Below are 18746 nucleotides of genomic sequence, written 5' to 3'. Positions count from 1 at the left end.
AGCTCCTACCCGCCGCAGCTGGATCAGAAGAAAAGCGGAGGCGGGTTGGTCAGGAGCGACAAGTTCTGGAGCGACGGCAGTATCAAGCCTGTTCTTGGCTTGATCTGGCGGCGTGAAGAAACCTCGAGCTCCTACCCGCCGCAGCTGGATCAGAAGAAAAGCGGAGGCGGGTTGGTCAGGAGCGACAAGTTCTGGAGCGACGGCAGTATCAAGCCTGTTCTTGGCTTGATCTGGCGGCGTGAAGAAACCTCGAGCTCCTACCCGTCGCAGCTGGATCAGAAGAAAAGCGGAGGCGGGTTGGTCAGGAGTGAGAATGTTGGAGCCCTGACAACAAAAATCTCCAGCTTCCACCCGCAGTAAAAAAAGCGATGCCGATTTTTTTCGGCATCGCTTTTAACTCTAGGCTCTGATAAGTCAAAGTACGTGCGTTTTCTGTTGGTTTTTTGTACAATAATAGTCTTCTTTATTGAGCACAAGTGTTCCCTTGTTTGTATGGTTTTCCAGACGGTTATGCTATAATAGCATAAGAGCGAACACTTGTTTAAATAGGTTTGCCCGCTTGACAAAAGGGAATAAATTGGGAAAGAGAATGGCACAGAGAAATGGAGGGTAAGGTAACCCGTTGGAAAGAGGCAGCGAGAGGTGTGTTTCTTTGTGAACGGTACCGATCATATTATGGAGCAATCGTTTGAACTCGTCTCAGAGTATATGCCTCAGGGGGACCAGCCTAAGGCAATTGAAGAAATTGTGGAAGCTATAAAGAATGGAGAGGAGCATCAGACGCTGCTTGGAGCGACGGGGACAGGAAAAACGTTCACAATGTCCAACGTCATTCAAGCTGTGAACAAGCCGACATTAATTATGGCCCATAATAAAACATTAGCAGGTCAGCTTTACAGTGAATTCAAGCAATACTTTCCAAACAACGCTGTTGAGTATTTTGTTAGTTACTATGATTATTACCAACCGGAGGCGTATGTGCCTTCCTCGGATACATTTATAGAAAAAGATGCGAGTATTAACGATGAAATTGATAAATTGCGACATTCAGCCACAAGCTCCCTGTTTGAGCGCAACGATGTCATCATTATTGCCAGTGTTTCCTGTATATACGGTCTAGGTTCGCCAGAGGAGTATCGCGAGCTTGTTCTTTCTATTCGCACAGGAATGGAAATGGACCGGAATGAGCTTCTGCGAAAGCTTGTCGATATTCAGTACGACCGCAACGACTTAAATTTTATTCGCGGAACGTTTCGGGTCCGTGGGGATGTGGTTGAGATTTTTCCCGCCTCGCGCGACGAACAGTGCTTACGCGTAGAATTTTTCGGGGATGAAATTGACCGAATTACAGAAGTTGACGCTCTTACTGGAGAAATTAAAGGGGAACGGCGCCACGTCTCGATCTTTCCGGCTTCCCACTTTGTGACACGGGAAGAAAAGATGAAGAAAGCGATTGTTAATATCGAGGCTGAGCTGGAAAAGAGATTGAAAGAACTCAATGAGGAGGGAAAGCTGCTCGAAGCTCAGAGACTGGAGCAGCGGACGCGCTATGACCTTGAGATGATGGCGGAAATGGGTTTTTGCTCAGGGATTGAGAACTATTCGCGTCATTTAACGTTACGAGAGGCTGGGGCAACACCGTACACATTGCTTGATTTCTTTCCCAAGGATTTTCTATTACTGGTGGATGAGTCTCACGTGACGCTTCCTCAAGTAAGGGGGATGTTTAATGGGGACAGGGCGAGAAAAGAAATTCTTGTTAACCACGGGTTCCGCTTGCCGTCTGCGCTTGATAACCGCCCGCTCCGATTTGAGGAGTTCCGAGAAAAGGTTGGCCAGTCTGTCTATGTTTCGGCCACGCCAGGCCCTTATGAATTGGAACATACGCCAGAGATGGTGGAACAGATCATTCGTCCAACGGGCTTGCTTGATCCAAACGTGGACGTGCGACCGATTGAGGGGCAAATTGATGACTTGATTGGGGAAATTCACGATCGCATGGAGAAAAATGAACGTGTTTTCGTCACAACCTTAACCAAGAAGATGTCTGAGGACTTGACCGATTATCTCAAAGAAATAGGCATTAAAGTGCGCTATCTGCACTCAGAGGTCAAGACTCTGGAGCGCTTAGAGATTCTCCGACAGCTCCGCTTAGGGACATTCGACGTGCTGGTCGGGATTAATCTTCTCCGCGAAGGCATTGATATCCCTGAAGTGTCGCTTGTGGCGATTCTTGATGCGGACAAGGAAGGCTTTTTGCGAGCAGAGCGTTCGTTGATTCAGACGATTGGACGGGCTGCGCGTAATTCGAACGGCCACGTGATCATGTATGCCGACAAAATTACAAATTCCATGGATGCGGCATTAAAAGAAACGGAACGCCGCCGCACCATTCAACAGGCGTACAACGAGGAGCACGGGGTTACACCGATGACGATTCAGAAGAAAATCCCTGATGTGGTTCAGGCGACGTATGTAGCGGAAGATGCTGAAGACTATGAGGCGAATGTGGTTCCTACGCAGAAGCTAAGCAAGAAAGAGCGCCAGGATATGATCGTACGTGTCGAAGCAGAAATGAAGCAGGCAGCAAAAGACTTAAACTTTGAGCGAGCAGCGGAATTGCGTGATGTGCTGCTCGAATTGAAAGCGGAAGGATGACGCCGATGGCACATGAAGAGATTGTCATAAAAGGAGCACGCTCGAACAACTTAAAAGATATGGACGTGGCGATTCCTCGCGACAAGCTTGTAGTGCTTACAGGCTTGTCTGGTTCGGGGAAATCGTCGCTGGCGTTTGACACGATTTATGCGGAGGGGCAGCGTCGTTATGTTGAGTCGCTCTCCGCTTATGCCCGTCAATTTTTAGGACAAATGGACAAGCCGGATGTCGATTCGATCGAGGGGCTTTCACCGGCCATTTCCATTGATCAGAAAACAACCAGCCGAAACCCGAGGTCAACGGTCGGCACGGTGACGGAAATTCATGATTATTTACGACTGCTCTATGCGCGTATCGGCACGCCTATTTGTCCAAGGCACGGCATTGAAATCTCCTCGCAAACCGTTCAGCAAATGGTCGACCGCGTGCTTGAGTTCCCGGAGAGAACAAAGATGCAAGTGCTTGCTCCGCTCGTTTCTGGTCGAAAAGGGACGCATGCCAAAGTGTTTGAGCAGATTAAAAAGGATGGCTACGTGCGGGTGCGTGTGGACGGAGAGATGCGCGAAGTCGCTGAGGACATCGAGCTTGAGAAAAACAAAAAGCACTCCATTGAAGTGGTCATTGACCGGATTGTTGTCAAGGAAGCGATTCAGTCTCGACTTGCGGATTCATTAGAGACAGCGCTGCAACTAGCGGATGGACGTGTGCTTGTAGATGTGATTAACGGGGAAGAGCTGCTGTTCAGCCAGCACCATTCTTGTCCGGAGTGCGGCTTCTCGATCCCAGAGCTGGAGCCGCGTATGTTTTCATTCAACAGTCCGTTCGGAGCGTGTTCTACGTGTGACGGCTTAGGCATGAAGCTCGAGGTTGATCGAGAGCTTGTGGTCCCAGACCCTTCAAGAACCCTACGAGATCATGCCATTGCGCCGTGGGTGCCGGTAAGCTCCAATTATTATCCGCAGCTTCTGGAAGCCGTTTGCGAGCATTTTTCAATTGATATGGATACCCCGTTTGAACAATTGCCAGAGGCGCATGCGGAAAAGATTCTCTATGGAACAGGCAGCGAAAAGATTTTCTTCCACTATGAAAATGACTTCGGCCGCGTTCGCGAGCATATGATTGTGTTTGAAGGCGTGCTCGCCAATATTTCGCGCCGTTACCGTGAGACAAGTTCCGACTTTACGCGCGAACAAATGGAAGGGTATATGTCGCAAAAAGATTGCCCGACGTGTAAAGGCCATCGGTTAAAAAAAGAAGCTCTGTCCGTTTTTGTAGGTGACAAGCATATTGGCGAAGTGAGTCAGATGTCGTGTACAAAGGCCGATCACTTTTTTCACTCTCTGGAACTATCGGAGAAAGATGCTGCGATCGCCTCACAAGTATTAAAAGAAATTCGAGACCGCCTTGGATTCTTGATTAATGTTGGCCTTAATTATTTGACGTTATCTCGAGCGGCAGGAACGCTTTCAGGAGGGGAGGCACAGCGGATTCGGCTTGCCACCCAGATTGGCTCTTCTCTAATGGGGGTGCTGTATATTCTCGATGAGCCTTCGATCGGCCTGCATCAGCGCGACAATGACCGCCTGATTGCGACGCTAAAACGTATGCGCGATCTAGGGAACACACTGATTGTTGTCGAACATGATGAGGACACGATGCTTGCGGCTGATCACATCATCGACATCGGACCGGGAGCCGGGATTCACGGCGGGCTAATCACAGCTGAAGGCTCCCCTGAAACGTTGATTGCGGATGCGGAGTCTCTCACCGGGCAGTATTTAGCAGGCAAACGGTTCATCCCTGTTCCAAGCGAACGACGAGCGCTTGGCAACCGTTCCTTCACCGTAAAAAAAGCGACGGAGAATAATCTAAAAAATATTGATGTGACGTTCCCTCTTGGTGTGCTTATGGCGGTCACTGGTGTTTCTGGTTCCGGGAAGAGTACACTCGTGAACGAGATTGTTCATAAAGCCCTTGCCCAGAAGATTAATCGTGCCAAGCAGAAGCCTGGGAAGCACAAAGCCATTCAAGGCATCGAGGAAATGGACAAAGTGATTGACATTGATCAGTCGCCGATCGGTCGAACGCCACGCTCCAATCCAGCAACTTATACGAGCATGTTTGATGACATTCGCGAAGTCTTTGCGATGACAAATGAAGCGAAGGTCCGCGGCTATAAGAAGGGACGTTTTAGCTTTAACGTCAAAGGCGGACGCTGCGAAGCCTGCCGTGGAGACGGGATCATTAAAATTGAAATGCATTTCCTTCCTGATGTCTATGTACCGTGTGAAGTGTGTCATGGCAAACGCTACAATCGCGAGACACTGGAAGTGACCTTCAAAGGCAAAACGATTGCCGATGTGCTAGAGATGACCGTGGAGGAAGGCGTGGAGTTCTTTGGCAGCCATCCAAAAATCAAGCGGAAAGTGCAAACCCTTGCGGATGTTGGGCTAGGCTACATTCGGCTTGGGCAGCCGGCGACCACGCTATCTGGCGGCGAGGCACAGCGCGTCAAGCTTGCCTCTCAGCTTCATAAACGCCCAACCGGAAGAACGCTCTACATTCTTGATGAACCGACCACGGGGCTCCACGTTGCCGATATTGACCGCTTGCTAAAGGTGTTGCAGCGGCTTGTCGATAATGGCGACACGGTTCTTGTGATTGAGCATAATTTGGATGTGATTAAAACGGTGGACCATATCATTGACCTTGGCCCTGAAGGGGGCGAAGGCGGCGGGCGCCTCGTCGCCCAGGGGACCCCAGAGGATGTGGCGGAAGAAACCGCTTCTTACACAGGAACGTATTTGAAGCCTATCCTGGAGCGGGACAAGACGCGAATGGAGGCGTCGCTGAAAAAAGCGGAGCTTCAGAGAAGTTGAAGGAGGAGACGAAAGGGTAGCGGGGGGCCATTCAACCCGTTCCCTGAGGTTCTTGGAATTTTGCAGAATAAAGTTGAAACATATAGTCTGGCTGTTTCGTAATACGATAGTAGGAAGATCAAATAGAAGGAGCGATGACCTTGGAAGAACGTCGAATGATTTTAAAAATGATTGAGGATGGCAAGATTACTGCCGAGGAAGGGCTTAAACTGCTTGAAGCAACAAACAACCGCACGCAGGAAGAGGAAAATTCCTCCCGTTCTGAAGTGTCAACGGAAGTGAAGTGGGAAGAAGGTGATTCCTACAGAAGCAAACACCGCGAAGAAAGTGTGGAGAGCCAGCTGTCGAAATTGACAGGTATCTTTGATTCGGCCATCCAGAAGATCAAAGACGTGGATCTCGACTTTAACTTTGGCCCCCATGTTGTCATGGATCACATCTACCAGCACCAAGGCCGGCCTCCTAAGTCGCTTGCTATCTCTCTGGAGAATGGGTCGCTAACGCTCGTTCCTTGGGATGAGTCGGATGTACGCGTGGAGTGTCAGGCAAAAGTGTACCGCGTGAAAAACACGGATGAAGCGCGCCGGCGGTTTTTTAATGAATCCACGTTTTTCGTCGATGATGATAAGCTCTGTTTTGAAACAAAGGTGAAGTCGATAAAAATGGAAGCGACCATGTATGTGCCGCGCTCCCACTACGAATATATCAAGGTGCACACGTTTAATGGCAAGTTAAAAGGGGAATCTATCTCCTGTGATACGCTTGAAGCCTCAACGGTGAATGGACCGATTGAGACAGACGGAGTCATCGCGAAAAAAGCGAGCCTTGAAACGGTGAATGGAAAAATTGTTTGCGAAAAAGGCCAGATTCAGGTCTTGGATGCCAAAACGTTTACTGGAGAGATTTCTGTGATGGGGCCTGTTCAAGATGCAGACATTGAAACCGTGAACGGGAACATCTCCTTTGCCATTGACGCGTTAACCGAACCAGGATATGTGGATGTAAAGGCGGCGACAGGAAGCGTGGAGCTTCTTGTTTCCAAAGACATTCGCGTGGAAGGAAAGCTCAAAACCAATGTCGGCTCCCTTGTCAATAAACTCACAGATTCTGAGGTGGTCAACGAGAAAAAGGAAATGGCTCAGCGCTTCCTCCAGTTCATTGGCAACGGAGAGAAATCAGCGAGAGTGAAGCTTACAGCCGGAACCAATACCGGCACCATTTCTGTGCGAGATGCAACCTAGTTGAACGAAGGGGTGACAAAGATGAAGAAATTGTACCGTTCCCGGCAGAATCGCATGATTGCCGGCGTATGCGGGGGCATTGCCAACTACTTTAACGTGGATCCAACGCTGATTCGAATCGCTGCAGCCGTGCTTTTCGTTCTAACAGCAGGAATTGGCTGGATTATCGCCTACATTGTTGCGGTCATCCTAGTTCCCAATGCAGAGGACTTAGAGTAAATGATTAGATGGCTCATTGGACTTGTGCTCAATGCCCTTGTGTTGCTGCTGATTTCTGTTCTTTTCGATGGCTTTTCGCTCTCTGGTTTTGGCGCAGCGGTGATTGCGAGCCTGATTTTGACCGTCTTGAACTGGACCGTCAAGCCGATCTTGACCGTCTTAACGCTGCCCATAACCGTCCTGACACTCGGGCTGTTTCTCTTCGTGATTAGTGCGGTCACGCTTTTATTAACACAGTGGGTGATGGGCTCAAGTTTTGTCATTGACAGCTTTGGCATTGCTTTAATTGCCGCGGTGATTATAGCCATCTTCCAAGCCCTGCTTATCAACCCCATTAAACGATCTTAGACTGTTCGCTTTTTGAACGGTCTTTTTTTATGTCTAGCTCCGGCGGGTAGAAGCGTCGAGATTTTTCGCCCTGACAATGAAATCCAAGGGCAGGATTTCGTTGTCAGGTCTCCAAAATTCGCGCTTCTGTTCGACCCTCCTGCGCTTTTCGAGTTGTCTAGCTCCGGCGGGTAGAAGCTCGGGATTTTTCAGTCCTGGCCTGAAATCCAAGGTCGGGATTTCTAGTCCAGGCCTTCCAAAATCCTCGCTTCTGATCAACCCGCCTGCGCTTTTCTTGATCTAGCTGCGGCGCCCACTCGCTCGAGGTTTCTTCACGCCGCCAGATCAAGCCAAGACCGGGCTTGATTCTGCCGTCGCTCCAGAACTTGTCGCTCGTGAGCAGGGCGCCTCCGCTTTTCGGTATTGTCTAGCTGCGGCGGGTCGAAGCTCGGAATTTTTCTGTTCTGCCCTGAAACCCAAGATCGGGTTTCTAAGGCAGGAATTTCAAAATTTGGGCAAATTGCCTCCGCTTTTCGGTTTGGCCCTTGGCACAAGTAGTGAATGTTTGTGCTAGAACGTGCTACAATGGAAAATAGCAGTGTTGCATTCCTAGGTAAGATGAAAAAGGTGAGGCGCACGTCAGGCTGACGTGGATAAATGAGGTGAACAGTGTGGCAACAGTGACAGCAAGCGACATGCTTGAGAGATTTCAGTTTGAATTATTGGCAGGCGAGGAAGGGATTTATCGTCCGATCACCACGAGTGACATTTCCAGGCCCGGCATTGAAATGGCCGGTTTTTTTACGTATTACCCGGCCCGGCGGCTCCAGCTCATCGGCCGCACCGAGCTTTCTTTCTACAAGCAACTCTCCGATCAAGAAAAAGAAGAGCGAATGACAAAGCTTTGTACATACGATACGCCTGGCATTATTTTGTCGCGTGGGCTTGAACCCCCTGAAGAACTGGTCAAGGCGGCGGAGGCAACAGGGGTTCCTGTTCTCCGCTCAACGTTAACAACGACGCAGCTAAGTAGCCGAGTGACGAACTTTCTCGAAGGAGAGCTTGCTCCTGTTACGGCCGTGCACGGCGTCCTTGTCGATATTTACGGCATTGGCGTCTTAATCACTGGAGGCAGCGGCGTGGGCAAAAGCGAGACCGCTTTGGATCTGGTCCGGCGCGGGCATCGCCTCGTTGCCGATGATTCGGTGGAAATTCGCCAGCAAAACGAAGACACGCTTGTCGGCCATCCTCCGCCGCTGTTGCAGCATTTGCTCGAAATCCGCGGGCTCGGCATTATCAATGTGATGACGTTGTTTGGGGCAGGCGCGGTCCGGCCGTTCAAACGAATTAGCCTTTGTATTGACCTTGAGCTTTGGGATCAGAAAAAGGCGTACGACCGTCTTGGACTAGAGGAAGAGAAAATGAAAATTTTTGATACGGAGATTACGAAAATCACCGTCCCTGTCCGGCCGGGCCGGAACCTAGCGGTCATTATTGAAGTCGCTGCCATGAATTTCCGCTTAAAGCGTTTAGGGTTTAATGCGGCCCAGGAGTTCTCAGAGCGACTCACTGAAGTGATTGAAGAGGGAGAACAAACCAATTATTAGAAAGGAGGGGACTTAAAAATGGAAGATGCAATCACGCCCATGGATCCTGTGTTTTTGCAGCTCGGGCCACTCACGATCCATTGGTATGCAGTGCTTATTTTGCTCGGCGTCGGAATCGGCTATGTGATGGCGAACCATGAAGCGAACAAAAGAGGCCTACCCAAAGATTTATTTGCTGATTTACTGCTTTGGGCGTTGCCAATTTCAATCATTTCTGCGCGCCTTTACTATGTGATTTTCCGGTTTGAACAGTTCGCGGATGATCCGATTCGTGTGTTCTTTATTTGGGAAGGAGGCATCGCGATTCACGGAGCCTTGATCGGAGCCGTGATGACGGCGATCGTCTTTGCCAAAAAGCGGGGCGTCTCGTTTTGGAAAATTGCGGATGTCGCTGCGCCTAGCATCTTGATCGGTCAAGCAATTGGACGCTGGGGAAATTTCGTCAATCAGGAAGTATACGGAGGTTCCGTATCGCGCGAGTTTTTAGAGGGTCTGTTCTTGCCCGAATGGATCATTAATCAAATGTTCATTGACGGCACCTATTATCATCCGACATTTTTGTATGAGTCGCTTTGGAACATCGTCGGTGTCGCGATCCTCCTGCTTTTGCGCAGAGCGAATTTGCGTCAAGGGGAGCTGTTCTTATCCTATATCATTTGGTATTCGGTGGGACGCTTTTTCATTGAGGGCGTAAGACTGGATTATTTGCTGATTGGGGATACAATGATCCGAACCGCTCAGCTATTGTCGGTCGTCTTAATTGTCGTTGCGCTCATCCTTTGGGTGTATCGACGTCTTGCGGTGAAGCCCCCGCGGTACTTGGAAGCTTCTAGTAGCGGCAAAAACTCAACCAAAAAGAAATAGAGAGACCATGTGGGAGAGGGAGTGTAGAGAATGGGCATACTAAAACGTGGGCTCTTATCGGGTCTGCAAACCACGTGGACGCTTGGGAAAATTATTTTTCCAGTGACGCTGTTCGTCACGCTTCTAGGGTATACGCCGGCGCTTGACTGGTTGGCTCGCTTGATCGCGCCAGTGATGAGCTGGATGGGGCTTCCCGGTGAAGCGGCGATTCCACTTGTGATTGGGAATGTGCTGAACTTATATGCGGGAATTGGCGCGATTTTGTCGCTCGATTTAACGGTGAAAGAAGTATTTATCTTAGCAGTCATGCTATCCTTTTCTCATAATTTGCTGGTTGAATCAGCGGTTGCTGCAAAAGTCGGCATTCGCGTCTCGGTAATTGTTGCCGTCCGCCTCGGGCTCGCGTTTGTTTCAGCGGTCTTGATTAACCTGTTGTGGAGCGGCGGCGCAGAGCAGGCCGTTTACGGATTTTCTTCACAAGGGCAGAATGCTGGCCAGGAAGCGAGTGGTCTGCCGGCCATTCTCTTTGAAGGGCTATCTTCAGCAGCACTAGGCGTGTTGCAGTTAGCGCTTATCGTCATCCCGCTGATGGTGCTCGTGCAAGTGATGAGGGAAAAGGGCTGGCTCGCTGTGTTCTCCAAGTGGCTCGCTCCATTGACGCGTCTGATGGGCGTTGGCCGCAACACGTCGACTACACTTGCTTCTGGGCTAACAATTGGGCTGGCTTACGGAGCGGGTGTGATGATTCAAGCGGTCAAGGAAGACCGCGTCAAAAAGAAAGATCTGTACATTGTCTTTATTTTTCTCGTGGCTTGTCACGCGGTCGTTGAAGATACACTTGTCTTCCTCGTCCTTGGCATTCCTGTCTGGCCGCTGCTGTTGATTCGTCTGATCACAGCGCTTGTCTTGACCGTGGCGATTTCTCGCATATGGAACCAGTTTGAACGGAAGCAAAGTCGAGTTAGGGGGGAAGCTTATGACCATTAAAACGCTATTGTTCGATTTAGACGGAACGTTAATCAATACAAACGAGTTGATTATTGCCTCGTTCTTACACACACTTGAAGACTATTATCCAAGAACGTATTCGCGGGAGACGGTTCTGCCTTTCATTGGGCCGCCGTTAAAAGAGACATTCGCGACGCTTGATCCGGAGAGAGCAGAAGAAATGATGCAGATGTATCGCACGCACAACCATCTACACCATGATGCGCTCGTGACGGAATACGAAGGGGTCTACGATGTTTTACAAGAGCTTCATGCGCAAGGATACAAGATGGCCATTGTCACAACAAAAATTAAGAAGACGGCGCTAATGGGCCTTGCGCTGATGAAGCTCGACCGTTTTTTTGATGTGGTCATTGGTCTCGACGATGTCTCCAGCGCAAAGCCTGACCCCGAGCCGATTCACCTTGCGCTTGAGCGACTCGGGGCCAGACGCGAGGAAGCGATTATGGTTGGCGATAATTCGCACGACATCGAAGCCGGAAAAAATGCCGGCGTTGCCACGGCAGCGGTCGGGTGGTCAGTGAAGGGGGAGGCCTTCGTGCGCTCCCTGAACCCTGACCATGTGCTAGAAGATATGACGGATCTTTATGAGATTGTAGGAACCAGGGCACAATGAGTCGGAAAACCGAGCGGTACCCGGTGGAACAATCGAACTCCCTCTGGCAGCTCTATAAGACCGTGTCCTTCTGGAAGGTCGTTAAAGTATTTATCGTTACGCAATTGGCGCGCTTTACGCCTTCCCTTCGCTTCAAAAACTGGTTGTACCGCACCTTTTTAAGAATGAACATTGGCGAGCAAACGGCCATTGCCCTTATGGTGATGATGGATGTCATGTTCCCCGAGCGGATTACGATTGGTCGCAACACGATTATTGGTTATAACACCACGATCCTAGCGCATGAATATTTGATCCACGAATACCGCCTAGGCGATGTCGTTATTGGCGATGAGGTGATGATTGGGGCCAATACAACGATTTTGCCCGGGGTCGTGGTTGGCAACGGCGCCATTGTTGCGGCAGGGACCGTGGTCCACAAAGATGTGGCTCCTGGTTCGTTTGTTGGGGGGAATCCGATGCAAGTGATTCGAGAATGAAAGCGGGCGCGTAGATGCGCTCGTTTTTTCGCGTCTAAATGGAGGATAAGAAGAAATTGGCTACCCTTATAAAGGGAGGGGGCGATCGAAAGACCACGAGTTTGTCGTTTAATGTTCGCCATTTGTGTCACTATTTAAAACAGTATTGACTTCCGTCCTCTCCAATTGTAAACTATGAGAATCCTTTACTTCGTTAGTAATTTATCAGACTAAAGTATTTGATCTTTTTTGATGGGAGCGATGGAATTGGCGAAGCCATTTATGTTTGAGAAACCGCTGGGTATGCGAGATACACTGCCGGCGTTGTATAAGATGCAGGAAGCGATTAGCAAGAAGATGCTCGCTGAGCTTGAGAGCTGGGGCTATGAGCGAGTGCAGACGCCTAGCCTAGAGTATTATGAAACCGTCGGAGAAGCCTCTGCCATTCTCGATACACAGCTCTTTAAACTTATTGATAATCATGGAAAGACGCTTGTTCTCCGTCCGGACATGACCGCACCGATTGCCAGACTTGTTGCTTCAAGCATGAGAGCCGTCCCTTACCCGGTTCGGCTTGCGTACCAGTCAACGGTGTTTCGCGCCCAGCAAGTTGAGGGGGGGAAGCCGGCCGAATTCGAGCAAATTGGCGTTGAACTGATTGGGGACCCTACCGTTAGTGCTGAAGCGGAATCTGTTGCGTTGCTTAGCTCTGCGTTAAAAAAGGGCGGGCTTGAGCGATTCCAAGTAGCGATCGGTCATGTTGGCTTTCTGGAAGCTCTTCTAACCGAAATCGTTGGCAACGAAGAACGAGCGGAGACGTTGCGCCGGTACCTGTACGAGAAAAACTATGTTGGCTTCCGGGAGCATGTGAAGAGTCTCGGCCTTTCTTCGATTGATAAAGGCCGGCTCATGCGTCTTTTAAAGCTGCGTGGCGGGGTCGAAGTGCTAGAAGGAGCGAAAGAACTAACCGAATCTCGTGCAGGCAAGGCAGCGATTGCCAGCCTTCGTGAACTATCGGAGGCCCTTGAAGCACACGGCCTCAGAGAGGCTGTACAGTTTGACTTAACCCTCGTTCTACATATGAGCTACTACACCGGCTCTGTGTTTGAAGTCTATGGCGAAGCGTTAGGAGTGCCACTTGGCGGAGGCGGACGCTATGATGAGCTGCTCTCAAAGTTTGAGCGTTCAGGATCGGCGACAGGGTTTGGCATTCGGCTGGACCTGCTTGCCGAAGCGATCGGGAGGGAACCCGAAGCGAAGCCGCGCGTATGCCTTGTTTTTAGCAAGGAGCGTCGGGCGGAGGCGATTGCCGTCGCGAAAGAGCATCGTGAGCGTGGAAAAACCGTTGTGCTTCAGGACCTATCGGGGATCGCCAGCATTGATGAAATGACCGGCGTATATGACGATGTCATTTATTGCATTGGCCAAACAAAGGGAGGAGGAGAGACCGATGCGTAAGCCGTTGACGATGGCGATGCCAAAGGGACGGATTTTTGAGGAGGCAGCTGGGCTATTGCGTCAGGCGGGCTACGCGCTACCTGGCTCTTTCGAGGAATCGCGCAAGCTAATTGTCGATGTTCCAGAGGAAAACATTCGGTTTATCCTAGCCAAGCCGATGGATGTCCCGACCTACGTCGAGCACGGGGTGGCCGATATCGGTGTCGCAGGGAAAGACGTGATGCTCGAGGAGGCGCGGGACGTTTACGAAGTGCTAGACTTACAGATTAGCGCTTGCCATATGGCTGTTGCTGCGCTCCCTGGGTACGAAAAAGGAGAACTAAACCCCAAAGTGGCGTCCAAATATCCGAACCTCGCTGCCACGTATTTTAAGGAGCAGGGCGAGCAGGTAGAAATTATCAAGCTAAATGGCTCGATCGAACTCGCGCCATTAATCGGTCTTGCCAATCGCATCGTGGATATTGTGTCCACTGGGCAGACGCTTGTCGAGAATGGCCTTGCTGAATTAGAGAAGATCAAGCCCATTACTTCAAGGTTGATCGTGAACCCAGTTAGCTATCGCACGCGCGCCGTAGAAATTGATGAGATGGTCGAGCGGCTTTCAACGGTTGTAGGAGGAGACGTGGAATGAAGATTATACCGATGACGGCGAATGTCAGCTTAAAGCGGGACGTGGAGAGTGGCACCGAGAAGCAGCGCGAGATCGTCGATGAGATTATCGCTGATGTCCGAACGAACGGAGACGGCGCCCTCTTTACACTAGCAAAAACGTTGGACGGCGCGGAGCTGTCCTCGCTCTATGTTACAGATGAAGAGCGAGAGGCGGCTTATGAGGAGCTCAGTGAGGAGAACATCGAGGCGATTCGAGAAGCGGCCGCGAGCATCCGTGCCTTTCACGAGCGGCAAAAACGACAGTCGTGGTTTCAAACTGAGGAGGACGGGACGATCCTCGGACAGAAAATGACCCCTCTGGATGCGGTGGGTGTCTACGTGCCAGGGGGGAAGGCGGCATATCCTTCCTCGATGATGATGAACGTGATCCCGGCGCAAGTCGCCGGTGTCAAGCGAATCGTGATGACGTCCCCGCCGCAAGCGGATGGGTCTCTCTCCCCTAGCGTGCTTGTGACCGCCTCAGAGCTTGGAGTGACAACGATTGTTAAGGCAGGAGGGGCGCAGGCGATCGCCGCTCTTGCTTATGGAACTGAGTCGCTCCCCGCGGTCGATAAAATTACGGGTCCAGGAAATATTTTTGTGGCCCTCGCGAAACGAGCGGTTTTTGGCATGGTGGATATCGATATGATTGCCGGACCGAGTGAGATTGTCGTTCTCGCTGATGAACAGGCTAGCCCAGTCTATATTGCCGCAGATTTGCTTTCACAGGCGGAGCATGACGAAATGGCTTCGGCAATTCTTGTGACGCCGTCTCGAGCGCTTTCGGAAGCTGTGGCCGAAGAGGTAGAGTCGCAACTGTCTAGTCTGCCAAGACGGGCCATTGCCGAGGTTTCGATTCGTGACTATGGCTGCATTTACGTGACCGAGACGATGGAGGAAGCGGTTGGGGCAGTCAACCAGCTTGCGCCTGAACACCTCGAGATTCTCATATCGGAGCCAATGCAGCTGCTCGGGCAGATTCGCCATGCGGGCGCAATTTTTCTTGGGCCCCATAGCACCGAACCTGTGGGCGACTATTTTGCTGGCCCAAACCATATTCTCCCCACGAATGGAACGGCGCGTTTTTCCAGCCCATTAAACGTGGACGATTTCACAAAAAAATCAAGTATTATTTATTACAGCGAACACGCACTGAAAAAAAACGGACCGACCATCGCTGCCCTTGCCCGACTTGAAGGACTGGAAGCACATGCAAGAGCGGTAGAGCGCAGACTGGAGGATGGAACATGACAAGGGAGTATACGGTAGAGAGAAATACAGGGGAGACGCAGATTCAGCTGAATTTTGCAGTGGATGGAGAGGGGGAAGCCTCATTAGAGACCGGCGTGCCTTTCTTAACCCACATGCTTGATTTGTTTACAAAGCACGGTCAGTTCAACCTCAGTGTTCACGCCAATGGCGACACCGAGGTCGACGATCACCACACGACGGAGGACATTGGCATCTGCCTAGGGACGGCGATCAAAGAAGCCCTTGGCGATAAAAAAGGGATTAAGCGCTACGGCAATGCTTTTGTTCCCATGGACGAAACGCTTGCTCAGGTTGTAATTGATCTTTCCAACCGCCCGCATCTTGAATTTCGCGCCGATTTTCCGGCAGAGAAGGTAGGCACGTTTGATACGGAGCTTGTGCATGAATTTCTCTGGAAGCTGGCGCTTGAGGCGCGCATGAATGTGCATGTGATTGTCCACTACGGGCAGAACACCCATCACATGATTGAAGCGGTCTTTAAAGCATTGGCCCGAGCGCTTGATGAAGCAACGATGATCGACCCGCGCATTAAAGGGTTGCTCTCCACAAAGGGGATGCTGTAAATGATTGGCATTGTTGACTATGGGATGGGCAATTTACACAGTGTCTCCAAGGCGCTTGAGCGCATCGGTTTGGACTATGTTCTCTCCAATGAACCGTCCGAGCTCGCGCAAGCAGACGGTTTGATCCTGCCGGGAGTTGGTGCGTTTCCGGATGCGATGACGATTCTCGATAGCAGCGGTTTGCGAACATTTTTGGATCAGTGGGTGGGAGAAAACAAACCGCTGCTCGGCATTTGCCTGGGGATGCAGCTGCTGTTTGAAGAGAGCGAAGAGTACGGGTGGACAAAGGGCCTTGGCTACTTGCCAGGCAAAGTCGTGCGTTTTTCAGGAAAGACGAGAGAAGGAGTGCGTTACAAAGTGCCTCACATGGGTTGGAATAACCTGACTTTCCACAAGAAACACCCACTGCTTGAAACGGTGGAAGAAGGCTACGTCTATTTTGTGCACTCGTATGTGGTGCAGACAGAAAAAAATGTCGTGCTAGCTTCCAGCGAGTATCATCATGATGTACCGGCGATTGTTGGACGAGAGAACGTTCTCGGGGCGCAGTTTCACCCTGAGAAAAGCAGCGACGTCGGCATGGCGATTTTACGGCAGTTCGGCAAGCTCGTGGAACAAGGAGTGAAGATTCATGACTGAGGGATTTGTGATCTACCCAGCGATTGATATGCGTGACGGAAAATGCGTGCGGCTTGTGCAAGGAGATTATGGCAAGGAAACGGTGTATGGGGATTCGCCGTTTGAAATGGCCAAAATCTTTGCCCAAGACGGCGCGCGCTGGATTCATATGGTTGACCTTGACGGGGCAAAAGCAAAGAGGCGCGTGAATCATGAGTCGGTTGTTCGTGTGGCCAAAGAGCTGGATGTTTCCGTGCAAGTGGGCGGCGGCATCCGGACGGCCGAAGACGTCGCTTACTATTTGGATCGAGGGGTGGACCGCGTCATTCTTGGCAGCGTAGCGGTGAACCACCCGGTGTTTACACAAGAAATGCTCGCTCGCTACGGAGAGAACATAGCGATCGGCATCGATGCCAGAGATGGTTATGTTGCCACAGAAGGCTGGCTCGAGACATCTGAAGTAAGAGCGGAGGAACTGGCACTTGAACTGGTGCGCCACGGAGCGAGCACGTTTATCTTCACCGATATTTCACGAGACGGTATGCTAAGTGGACCAAACACAGAGGCGATTGCTAGATTAGCGGAAGCCACTGGCGCAAACGTGATTGCCTCAGGTGGCGTCTCAAGCTTAAGGGATCTAGATGAACTGCGCATGAGAAAAGAAGGCATCGCTGGTGCAATTGTGGGCAAGGCCCTCTATACGGAGCAATTCACTTTGGCTCAGGCGCTTGAGCGAGAGGAGACGCGCAATGCTGACTAAACGAATTATTCCCTGTCTTGATGTAAAGGAAGGCCGAGTAGTCAAAGGCATCCAGTTTCTCGGCCTTCGCGATGCTGGTGATCCAGTTGATTTGGCTGCCTTCTACGACGAGCAAGGCGCCGATGAGCTGGTCTTTCTTGATATTTCTGCTTCTCATGAAGGAAGGGAGACGATGATGGATGTAGTGGAAGAGGTGGCAGGGACGTTAGCGATTCCTTTTACCGTCGGAGGGGGCATCAACACGCTTGAAGACATGAAGCGTGTGCTTCGGGCAGGTGCGGACAAGGTCTCTGTGAATACGGCCGCCGTGAAGCGCCCACAGCTTATTAAGGAAGGCGCGGATTACTTTGGCGCCCAGTGCATCGTCTGTGCGATGGATGCCAAATGGGACGAAGAACTGGGGACGTGGCGTGTGTACACCCACGGTGGTCGCAGGCCAACCGATTGGACGGTGACCGACTGGGCCAGGGAGGCCGTGCGGCTGGGCGCGGGTGAGATCTTGCTCACAAGCATGGATCAAGACGGGGCAAAAACCGGGTTTGACCTCCCGCTCCTTAAAGCCGTCAACGGCGTGGTCGATGTGCCGGTAATTGCTTCTGGTGGCGCGGGAGAAAGCGACCATTTTGCCGAAGTGTTTCTTGAAGACTGCGCAGACGCCGCGCTCGCAGCCTCGATTTTTCATTACAAGGAAACGTCGGTCGCCCAGGTAAAGGCGGATGTGAAAGAAAAGGGAGTGCATGTGCGATGAGAATGGATACGATTCGGTTTGACGAACAAGGCCTTGTGCCTGCCATTGTTCAAGATTCGAGAAGCAAAGAAGTGCTGACGCTTGCCTATATGAATGAGGAGTCACTGGCAAAAACGCTGGATACAAAAGAAACATGGTTTTATAGCCGCTCTCGCCAAGAACTCTGGCACAAAGGAGCAACGTCCGGGAACACGCAAAACGTCGTCGAGCTTCGCTATGACTGTGATCAAGACGCTCTGCTCGTTCTCGTCCAGCCCGAGGGGCCTGCTTGCCACACGGGCGCGTATTCCTGCTTTAGTGAAACCATTGAGGGGGGCACGGTCAAGCCAACGCAAGATCGGTTCGCGATTTTAAATGAACTGGAATCTGTGATTGCCAGGCGCGAGGTGGAAATGCCTGAAGGGGCCTATACGACCTACTTGTTTGATAAAGGGGTCGACAAAATTTTAAAGAAAGTGGGCGAGGAGGCAGGAGAGGTGATTATCGCTGCCAAAAATCGCGACGCCGAAGAATTAACGTGGGAGGTCGCGGATTTGCTTTACCACACGCTTGTGCTTTTGCAGGAACAAAAGCTGCCTCTGGACGCCGTGTTAACAAGGTTGAAAGAACGGCATGAAACGTAATGGGTCAGGGGGAGGTCTAGGCGCGCTGAACCACACGAAAAGTGCGTCCTCTAAGCCGCCTCCTCCGTCTCTCCTCGATTCTATCTACCCTCACCTTAACCGAACGCTAAATTTTTCACCACTTTTTATTTTCCAACTCCCCCATACGCCAAGCGTTTGTTGTATACTGAACGATA

The 18746-nt window shown here is 51.0% G+C and carries 19 protein-coding genes; all 19 read left to right on the top strand.

The window, feature by feature from the left end; genetic code table 11:
• A partial coding sequence (locus AVZ68_RS04570; RefSeq protein WP_180316669.1) for a hypothetical protein occupies positions 1-360 on the top strand: 360 nt, incomplete at its 5' end.
• Positions 361-675: 315 nt separating this feature from the next.
• Entirely contained in the window at positions 676-2658 is a 1983-nt protein-coding gene (gene uvrB, locus AVZ68_RS04565; protein WP_059103403.1) for an excinuclease ABC subunit UvrB, read from the top strand.
• A 5-nt stretch (positions 2659-2663) separates the two neighbouring features.
• On the top strand, positions 2664-5537 hold the full coding sequence (gene uvrA / locus AVZ68_RS04560; RefSeq protein ID WP_059103350.1) for an excinuclease ABC subunit UvrA: 2874 nt from the start codon (positions 2664-2666) through the stop codon (positions 5535-5537).
• A 140-nt stretch (positions 5538-5677) separates the two neighbouring features.
• A complete protein-coding gene (locus tag AVZ68_RS04555) occupies positions 5678-6778 on the top strand; it encodes a DUF4097 family beta strand repeat-containing protein (RefSeq protein ID WP_059103402.1) in 1101 nt (366 codons plus the stop codon).
• A gap of 21 nt (positions 6779-6799) precedes the next feature.
• Complete coding sequence (locus AVZ68_RS04550; protein WP_059103349.1) at positions 6800-6997, top strand: PspC domain-containing protein; 198 nt, start codon at positions 6800-6802, stop codon at positions 6995-6997.
• 3 nt (positions 6998-7000) lie between these two features.
• On the top strand, positions 7001-7345 hold the full coding sequence (locus AVZ68_RS04545) for a phage holin family protein (protein WP_180316670.1): 345 nt from the start codon (positions 7001-7003) through the stop codon (positions 7343-7345).
• 650 nt (positions 7346-7995) lie between these two features.
• The gene (gene hprK, locus AVZ68_RS04540; protein WP_082676299.1) at positions 7996-8931 is read left to right on the top strand and encodes an HPr(Ser) kinase/phosphatase; all 936 of its coding nucleotides are present in this window, start codon (positions 7996-7998) and stop codon (positions 8929-8931) included.
• Between the two features lie 18 nt (positions 8932-8949).
• On the top strand, positions 8950-9795 hold the full coding sequence (lgt, locus tag AVZ68_RS04535; RefSeq protein ID WP_059103347.1) for a prolipoprotein diacylglyceryl transferase: 846 nt from the start codon (positions 8950-8952) through the stop codon (positions 9793-9795).
• Between the two features lie 30 nt (positions 9796-9825).
• Complete coding sequence (locus AVZ68_RS04530) at positions 9826-10782, top strand: nucleoside recognition domain-containing protein (RefSeq protein WP_059103346.1); 957 nt, start codon at positions 9826-9828, stop codon at positions 10780-10782.
• Positions 10772-11419: a pyrophosphatase PpaX gene (gene ppaX / locus AVZ68_RS04525; protein ID WP_059103345.1), complete on the top strand. Its 648-nt coding sequence runs from the start codon at positions 10772-10774 to the stop codon at positions 11417-11419. Before AVZ68_RS04530 ends, ppaX begins: the two co-directional genes overlap by 11 nt.
• Complete coding sequence (locus AVZ68_RS04520; RefSeq protein WP_059103344.1) at positions 11416-11898, top strand: acyltransferase; 483 nt, start codon at positions 11416-11418, stop codon at positions 11896-11898. The genes ppaX and AVZ68_RS04520 overlap by 4 nt, the downstream gene beginning before the upstream one ends.
• A 246-nt stretch (positions 11899-12144) precedes the next feature.
• Positions 12145-13335 carry an ATP phosphoribosyltransferase regulatory subunit gene (locus AVZ68_RS04515; protein ID WP_180316668.1) on the top strand — a complete coding sequence of 397 codons (1191 nt, stop codon included), beginning with the start codon at positions 12145-12147 and terminating at the stop codon, positions 13333-13335.
• A complete protein-coding gene (hisG, locus tag AVZ68_RS04510; RefSeq protein ID WP_059103342.1) occupies positions 13328-13966 on the top strand; it encodes an ATP phosphoribosyltransferase in 639 nt (212 codons plus the stop codon). The genes AVZ68_RS04515 and hisG overlap by 8 nt, the downstream gene beginning before the upstream one ends.
• A complete protein-coding gene (gene hisD / locus AVZ68_RS04505; RefSeq protein ID WP_059103341.1) occupies positions 13963-15237 on the top strand; it encodes a histidinol dehydrogenase in 1275 nt (424 codons plus the stop codon). Before hisG ends, hisD begins: the two co-directional genes overlap by 4 nt.
• Complete coding sequence (gene hisB / locus AVZ68_RS04500) at positions 15234-15821, top strand: imidazoleglycerol-phosphate dehydratase HisB (RefSeq protein WP_059103340.1); 588 nt, start codon at positions 15234-15236, stop codon at positions 15819-15821. Before hisD ends, hisB begins: the two co-directional genes overlap by 4 nt.
• The gene (gene hisH, locus AVZ68_RS04495; protein WP_059103339.1) at positions 15822-16460 is read left to right on the top strand and encodes an imidazole glycerol phosphate synthase subunit HisH; all 639 of its coding nucleotides are present in this window, start codon (positions 15822-15824) and stop codon (positions 16458-16460) included.
• Positions 16453-17199 carry a 1-(5-phosphoribosyl)-5-[(5-phosphoribosylamino)methylideneamino]imidazole-4-carboxamide isomerase gene (gene hisA / locus AVZ68_RS04490; protein ID WP_059103338.1) on the top strand — a complete coding sequence of 249 codons (747 nt, stop codon included), beginning with the start codon at positions 16453-16455 and terminating at the stop codon, positions 17197-17199. Before hisH ends, hisA begins: the two co-directional genes overlap by 8 nt.
• On the top strand, positions 17189-17947 hold the full coding sequence (gene hisF, locus AVZ68_RS04485; protein ID WP_059103337.1) for an imidazole glycerol phosphate synthase subunit HisF: 759 nt from the start codon (positions 17189-17191) through the stop codon (positions 17945-17947). The genes hisA and hisF overlap by 11 nt, the downstream gene beginning before the upstream one ends.
• Entirely contained in the window at positions 17944-18570 is a 627-nt protein-coding gene (gene hisIE / locus AVZ68_RS04480; protein ID WP_059103336.1) for a bifunctional phosphoribosyl-AMP cyclohydrolase/phosphoribosyl-ATP diphosphatase HisIE, read from the top strand. The genes hisF and hisIE overlap by 4 nt, the downstream gene beginning before the upstream one ends.
• Positions 18571-18746 lie beyond the last annotated feature (176 nt).

The organism is Shouchella shacheensis (assembly GCF_001484965.1).
Lineage (GTDB): Bacteria > Bacillota > Bacilli > Bacillales > Bacillaceae_D > Shouchella > Shouchella shacheensis.
The sequence above is the reverse complement of the archived record's forward strand: the minus strand, read 5'-3'. Positions and strand labels throughout refer to the sequence as shown.

Bases quoted from the DNA above. Each gene is read 5' to 3' on its own strand.
- uvrB (WP_059103403.1), top strand. From the start codon at position 676: ATGGAGCAATCGTTTGAACTCGTCTCAGAGTATATGCCTCAGGGGGAC.
- uvrA (WP_059103350.1), top strand. From the start codon at position 2,664: ATGGCACATGAAGAGATTGTCATAAAAGGAGCACGCTCGAACAACTTA.
- AVZ68_RS04550 (WP_059103349.1), top strand. From the start codon at position 6,800: ATGAAGAAATTGTACCGTTCCCGGCAGAATCGCATGATTGCCGGCGTA.
- lgt (WP_059103347.1), top strand. From the start codon at position 8,950: ATGGAAGATGCAATCACGCCCATGGATCCTGTGTTTTTGCAGCTCGGG.
- AVZ68_RS04530 (WP_059103346.1), top strand. From the start codon at position 9,826: ATGGGCATACTAAAACGTGGGCTCTTATCGGGTCTGCAAACCACGTGG.
- ppaX (WP_059103345.1), top strand. From the start codon at position 10,772: ATGACCATTAAAACGCTATTGTTCGATTTAGACGGAACGTTAATCAAT.
- AVZ68_RS04520 (WP_059103344.1), top strand. From the start codon at position 11,416: ATGAGTCGGAAAACCGAGCGGTACCCGGTGGAACAATCGAACTCCCTC.
- hisG (WP_059103342.1), top strand. From the start codon at position 13,328: ATGCGTAAGCCGTTGACGATGGCGATGCCAAAGGGACGGATTTTTGAG.
- hisD (WP_059103341.1), top strand. From the start codon at position 13,963: ATGAAGATTATACCGATGACGGCGAATGTCAGCTTAAAGCGGGACGTG.
- hisB (WP_059103340.1), top strand. From the start codon at position 15,234: ATGACAAGGGAGTATACGGTAGAGAGAAATACAGGGGAGACGCAGATT.
- hisH (WP_059103339.1), top strand. From the start codon at position 15,822: ATGATTGGCATTGTTGACTATGGGATGGGCAATTTACACAGTGTCTCC.
- hisA (WP_059103338.1), top strand. From the start codon at position 16,453: ATGACTGAGGGATTTGTGATCTACCCAGCGATTGATATGCGTGACGGA.
- hisF (WP_059103337.1), top strand. From the start codon at position 17,189: ATGCTGACTAAACGAATTATTCCCTGTCTTGATGTAAAGGAAGGCCGA.
- hisIE (WP_059103336.1), top strand. From the start codon at position 17,944: ATGAGAATGGATACGATTCGGTTTGACGAACAAGGCCTTGTGCCTGCC.